Genomic DNA, 4,733 nt, shown 5'->3' on the forward strand with positions numbered 1-4,733 from the left:
CTTTTTATCTTTATACAGTATAAATGCAATCTATATTAATCTTAAAGTAGAAAAAATTTCAAACAAAAATGAATACCTTTTGAAGTATGCAAGTGTTTCTTCTCAACAAGATTATTATGCAGATAAATTAAAAATTGTAGATGAAGACATAGATAAAAATAAACCAATTGGTAAATTAATACTCTTAGAAGATGGGAAAGCAAAACTAGAATGGGTTGGTTTGTATAATATTAAAAAACAAAAATTAGAATTTGTCGGGAAAGATTTCTTACTCATAAGCGAAAACGGAGGAAAACTCCCTCTAATCCTTGAAAAATGTGATTAAACATGTTCAAAAAAATAGCTCTTTCGGGATCTACAGGCAATGCGGCAGAGATATCAGATCGAAATGGAAATTTATTACATGGTATTTGGAGAAAAAATTGGCATTGCCATATTGAAGCATGTAGTGATGGCTCTAGTGCAGTTACTTTTTTTGGAAAGAGTAGATTACAACCTGAAAATTATATGAAAACAAAATTTGACAACAATGGAAATGCAATTAAATAAGTCACTCATTTTTATTCTATTCTTAATTTTTTCTTGCAAAGGTGATGCGCAAAAAAATAATACTATTCAACAAAAATCAAAACAGCAATCAATACAAATTGTTAATTTTTTTGATAAAAAATATGCTTCAGATTACACAATGATAGTTGATGAATCAACACTTGCGGACCATCCCATACAAACTTTTTTAGATTGTAAAGGCAGTTATTTTACAATTCATTATATACCAAAAAATCAAGAATTAAAAGATTATTGGAATCATGAGTATTTTCAAAATCACAATATGGATAATATAGATTCTGAAAAAGAGAGTAAAGAAATTGAAGCAAAAATAAAAGCTAATATAAGTGGTTATGCTGTTTTTTGCTATTATATTCCCGCAAAGTATATTGAGTCTAATAATGGATGTACGATAGAAAGTGCGTATTTGAATGAAAAAACAGTAGCAAATATTTACTATTATAATTCTCAAAGTAAAAACTGGCAATTTATTAAAAATGAAAAATCACAATATTTACCCAGAATAATTGAAGCCAATTATTTTTCCAATAATTTTTCAAATTATTTTAATCCGTTAATATCAACAAATATTAATAATGAAACCAAATCAAATACGGCGACTGAAAACAAATCTATTTTGGTTTGGAATGGCAAATATGAGTGTACATTTCTTCGTCTTAAAGGAGAATCCGCCGACCCAAGGGCTTGGGGAAAAATATCATTGGAAATAAAAGATAAAAATGCAAATTTTAATTTAGATACTTATAATGAAATTGTTGAAAAAAAATTATTAGTTTTAGATATATCTGCAAATGAATTAAAATTGGAAGATAAAGCAACCAATAAATTCTTGAAATTAAATAAAGAAGCTGGTAAAATTTTTATGCAAGGAAATCTCATGGAATCAATTGTAGGAGAAAAGGAAATATATGAGATTAAAAAGGTAAAGGATTAGTTTTTATTGAAAGTAACCAAAAGTAAAGAAACAAGCAAGAACATGAAAAGAATAGAGATAAGATAAGTCAATTAAATGGTTCAGGAAAATTACCTGCGCAAAATATTTTCTAAATAAATAATTATGTACAAGATAATTTCATTAGTATTACTATTATTATTTAATAGTTGTACAGGTAAAGAAAAAAAAGAGCAAACAGATATTCATAGTCTACAACAGACAAAATCTGAATATAATCCTGTAGCTTATACAACAAATTTTATACAAGATAAAAATCTTGTCATTACTAATTTTGATAATTCATCATTACCATTCTCTATTATTGTATTTAAAGAAAGTGAAAAAAGCTATCTTCAAGTGTCATCCAAATTAATAGCTATTGATTTTGATTATTCATATAATGAAGATGAATCGATTAACACAAGTGAAATTTTACTTTATAAAAACCAATCAAAATATATAATCTTAATTCCAACATTTACACAAGAATTCCACGCATTCCAAATGGTAGAGTTTTCTGAAAATGAAATTAAGAATTTAGGATTTAAGACTTATGGATATGAAGAATTTGGAAAAATTAAAAAAGATCCAAATACAAAAATAAAATTCATAATTGAAAATTATAAGAATTTTCCAACAATATTTGCAATATTAAAAAATGACAAGATAAGGTTTTCTCATTCCTCAAATAGTACATCAAATAGCACATCTTTATCAGAAAATGAAAAACAACTTATTCAAAATTTAAATAATGAAAAGCGTAGTAAAAGTATATCAGTAGACATAAATTCAGATGGAAAAAATGAAGTTTTCGAGGTTGATTTTAATAAGAAAAAGGTTATTGGAACTAGTACGGTTTATGATGAACTAGGATTTGAAGGCTCTTATTTTATTATTAAAAAAAAATTGAAGAAAAAACGCCACACGATATACAGCATTATAAATATTACTTTCAAGATTCTACAACAGGTATATTACTAAATAAAATAGAATTTAATAGAGATGTCTATGTTGAAAATACAGATTTATGTAATGTAAATTATACATACATACCAATTAATAAAACATTTATTTCAGAGGTAAGTCTTTATAATACAAATTATCTTAATGAATTAAATAGAAAATTTAATCTACAAGAATTAAAAGAGCTTATATTAAATACAAATAAAAAATATCAATGTGCAAATAATATTCAATTAAATGAACTCAAATTCTTATTACTAATGAACCCTTAAATGAAAAAAACTTAAATGAATATAATAATATAGCTTATTATCTCGAACAAGATAAGGATTATAATGAATCAAATTATATTTTAGTTAAAATAATCAATAAATATCCTTCACGTATTGTAGCATGGTTAAACCTAGCAGATACTTATTGGGAACTTGATGAAAAAGCTAAATCAAAAGATGCTTATCAAAAATATATTTCTTTAATAAAATCACAAAATAAAGTCTTTTAAAAATTCCACAAAGGGTTTATGAAAGAAGCAAGTAAACAAAATAGCGAGTATATTTTATGTAGACAAAATATCTCAGCAAACCTCAAAGTGTTAGTATTTCACGAACTGCGTAAGTTGAAAATTATTCTGAAAATTTTGGGCCCTCAAAGCTCAAAAAATTTTCGGTAATAAATCTTTTACTAATTTTAAACTTTACATAGTTATGATCGACAAGGAAGATTTATTAAACAATAAGGATTTCTATAAATCCTTCAAGAGTGGAGAAAATTTAACCTCTTTCTTCATGCAGATGCACAAACGAGCTGTAGAACATATGCTGGAAGCGGAACTAGATGCTCATCTAGACAACGAAAAGCACGAAAAAACCAAAGAAGGAAACTATCGTAATGGGCATGGAGCCAAGAAAATAAAACCCTCTTTTGGAGAAACGGAGATTAAGGTTCCTAGAGATAGATCTGGAAGTTTTGAACCTGCATTAGTCCCCAAAAGACACAATATTATTGATGGTTTGGAGAATATAATTATTTCATTCTATGCCAAAGGTTTGAGCGTAAGCGATATTGAGGAACAAATTCGGGAAATGTATGATTTTGATGTTTCTACTTCAAACATTTCCCGCATTACCAATGCAATTTCTGGTGAAATCGTTGCCTGGCAAAACAGACCATTAGACGATTTATATATCATCGTTTAGATGGATGGGATTGTTTTTAAAGTCCGTGAACTGCGAAGCACATCACGAATACAAAAACAAATAAACAATAAAATGAGTAAAATTTTAAAGTTATCAATAAGACCATCTATTTAGCCGTAGGATTAAATCGTGAAGGTAAAAAAGAAGTTCTTGGAATGTGGCTTGGGAGGAATGAAAATTCCAGTTTTTGGATGAGCGTTTTAACCGATTTAAAAGCACGTGGTGTAGAAGATATACTTATCACAGCGACTGATAATTTGAACGGATTTACTCAAACTATTCGTTCAATTTTTCCACAATCTCAAACCCAAATATGCGTGGTTCATCAAATAAGAAATGCCTGTAAATATATGGTTTGGAATGATAGAAAAGAGTTTTCTGCTGATATGAAAAATATCTATACAGCACCCAACAAAGACTCTGCAAAGGCTGCTCTGGATGATTTTGCCACAAAAATGGAAGGTAAATATCTCTACCTTCAACGAACAATCAATTTTAAGTTTGGGGCAAAAAAAAAGCTCATTCAAATTAATGAATGAGCTTTTTTAAAAAACTGGCGACGACCTACTCTCCCGCTTTCGCAGTACCATCGGCGCTAGAGGGCTTAACTTCTGTGTTCGGAATGGGAACAGGTGAGCCCCTCTGCTAAAACCACCCTAAAGGTTGTTTTGTACAAAAGGATGTACAGTATATGTATATTACTAGACATTTAGATCTATAGATAGGAGATTAGAGACTATTACAGTCTATTGATCATCAGTCTATTATCTTTTAGTCTAATAATTATCGATAAAAACAATCACAAAGAGCTAACCTTTATGCACTTTCGAAGTGCGCCTTATTAGGCTATAAATCTACGGGTAATTAGTACTACTCGGCTATGCTGTTACCAACTTTACACCTATAGCCTATCAACGTGGTCATCTCCCACGACCCTTAAAAGATGTCTCATCTTGAGGCGAGTTTCGCACTTATATGCTTTCAGTGCTTATCTCTTCCAAACGTAGCTACTCAGCGGTGCTCCTGGCGGAACAACTGATACACCAGAGGTTTGTTCAATTCGGTCCTCT

General features: G+C 29.1%; 5 protein-coding genes, 2 rRNA genes and 1 pseudogene. 6 read left to right on the plus strand and 2 right to left on the minus strand.

What is annotated here, in order from left to right:
• The 6 genes and pseudogenes from ACKI42_RS07695 to ACKI42_RS07720 form a co-directional block, all read left to right on the plus strand.
• A partial coding sequence (locus ACKI42_RS07695) for a hypothetical protein (RefSeq protein ID WP_407404120.1) occupies positions 1–325 on the plus strand: 325 nt, incomplete at its 5' end.
• 2 nt (positions 326–327) lie between these two features.
• The gene (locus ACKI42_RS07700; protein WP_407404122.1) at positions 328–549 is read left to right on the plus strand and encodes a hypothetical protein; all 222 of its coding nucleotides are present in this window, start codon (positions 328–330) and stop codon (positions 547–549) included.
• Positions 530–1,504 carry a hypothetical protein gene (locus ACKI42_RS07705; RefSeq protein WP_407404123.1) on the plus strand — a complete coding sequence of 325 codons (975 nt, stop codon included), beginning with the start codon at positions 530–532 and terminating at the stop codon, positions 1,502–1,504. Before ACKI42_RS07700 ends, ACKI42_RS07705 begins: the two co-directional genes overlap by 20 nt.
• A 123-nt stretch (positions 1,505–1,627) precedes the next feature.
• Positions 1,628–2,485 carry a hypothetical protein gene (locus tag ACKI42_RS07710; protein ID WP_407404125.1) on the plus strand — a complete coding sequence of 286 codons (858 nt, stop codon included), beginning with the start codon at positions 1,628–1,630 and terminating at the stop codon, positions 2,483–2,485.
• A gap of 367 nt (positions 2,486–2,852) precedes the next feature.
• Entirely contained in the window at positions 2,853–2,969 is a 117-nt protein-coding gene (locus ACKI42_RS07715; RefSeq protein WP_407404127.1) for a hypothetical protein, read from the plus strand.
• A gap of 202 nt (positions 2,970–3,171) precedes the next feature.
• A pseudogene (locus ACKI42_RS07720) lies at positions 3,172–4,139 on the plus strand (IS256 family transposase); the annotation flags it as partial.
• A 75-nt stretch (positions 4,140–4,214) separates the two neighbouring features.
• On the opposite strand, the gene rrf reads toward ACKI42_RS07720, so the two are convergent.
• Positions 4,215–4,322, minus strand: a 5S ribosomal RNA gene (gene rrf / locus ACKI42_RS07725).
• Positions 4,323–4,507: 185 nt separating this feature from the next.
• Positions 4,508–4,733, minus strand: a 23S ribosomal RNA gene (locus tag ACKI42_RS07730); the annotation flags it as partial.

Origin of the sequence: Chryseobacterium sp., from assembly GCF_045629545.1 — a bacterium.
Classification (GTDB): Bacteria; Bacteroidota; Bacteroidia; order Flavobacteriales; family Weeksellaceae; genus Chryseobacterium.

What these genes read in the sequence shown, in the direction of transcription:
- ACKI42_RS07705 (WP_407404123.1), top strand. Translation starts at nt 530, where the DNA reads ATGGAAATGCAATTAAATAAGTCACTCATTTTTATTCTATTCTTAATT.
- ACKI42_RS07700 (WP_407404122.1), top strand. Translation starts at nt 328, where the DNA reads ATGTTCAAAAAAATAGCTCTTTCGGGATCTACAGGCAATGCGGCAGAG.
- ACKI42_RS07710 (WP_407404125.1), top strand. Translation starts at nt 1,628, where the DNA reads ATGTACAAGATAATTTCATTAGTATTACTATTATTATTTAATAGTTGT.